General features: G+C 64.9%; 1 protein-coding gene. It reads right to left on the bottom strand.

Going from position 1 to position 1,037, the window contains the following annotated elements:
• Positions 1-865: reverse transcriptase domain-containing protein (locus HIJ39_RS23100; protein WP_243239932.1), on the bottom strand; the 865-nt coding region annotated here is incomplete at its 3' end.
• Between the last annotated feature and the right edge of the window lie 172 nt (positions 866-1,037).

The following is a 1,037-nucleotide window of genomic DNA, read 5'->3' as shown; positions in this document are numbered from 1 at the left end:
GCCGCGTCTTCTCCTCAGCCAGTGTCAAGGCGAACTTCCGCATCCGTTGGGGTAGCGCTCGGAGAAATCGTCGCGCGTCTTGTTCTTCCTCGAACAGCGCGAGGAAATCATCGGCGAAACGGATGAGGGTCGCCCGCCCCCGGCATCGCGGGATGACGACCTGCTCGAACCAGAGGTCGAGGACATAGTGGAGGTAGACGTTCGCCAGAAGTGGCGACAGTGGGCCCCCTTGTGGAGACCCAACGGTCGCCGGGGTGACCCGTCCATCCTCCAAGATCCCGGCCGCCAGCCACTTGCGTACGAGGCGTAGAATCCACGGATCGCCCACCCGCAGTTCCAACATGCGGAGGAGCCAGTCATGGTCGATGTGGTCGAAGTACCCGCGGATGTCGGCTTCAACGACCCAGTGGGCGCGGCCTGTCATCAGCGTATTTCGTAGAGTCGCAAGGGCCTGATGGGCGTTTCGCCCCGGTCGGAATCCATAGGAGACGGGCCGAAAGTCGGCCTCGTAGATGGCGCCCAGAAGCCGCGCGACCGCTGCCTGCAGCAGGCGATCCTCGACCGTCGGTATCCCGAGCGGCCGACGTTGGTCCGGTTTTCCCGGTTTCGGGATATACACCCGCCGCACGGCCGGCGCACGGTAAGCGTGCCGCCGATTGCGGGCCACGAGGTCGCTAAGGTGCTCCTTGAGGTCGGCCGCGTACGCGGCCGTGGTTTGGTGGTCCACGCCCGGTGCCCCGCGACGGTTCATCCGTTGCCACGTATCGGCGAGAAAGTCTTCCGACAGATGATGAGCCAGCGCCGTAAACCGCAGATGCGGTGCCGCGGCGGCCCGTTGTGTGATGCGTTCCAAATGTGGTGACATCGGTGGTCCTCCCTCTGTGTGAAGCCGATGGTTCCTTGGTTCGCGGGAAATCGTCGGTCCGCTTCCCCGTGTACGCGGCTTTCCCGCGCGCTGAGTACTATCAGACCGTCCGACTCCTCTCGGCGCTTGGGCGGCCCTTCGGCCTCGCCTATCGGGTGGCGCCTACGCCCGT

Source organism: Sulfobacillus harzensis (assembly GCF_012933365.1).
Classification (GTDB): Bacteria; Bacillota; Sulfobacillia; order Sulfobacillales; family Sulfobacillaceae; genus Sulfobacillus_B; species Sulfobacillus_B harzensis.
The sequence above is the reverse complement of the archived record's forward strand: the minus strand, read 5'-3'. Positions and strand labels throughout refer to the sequence as shown.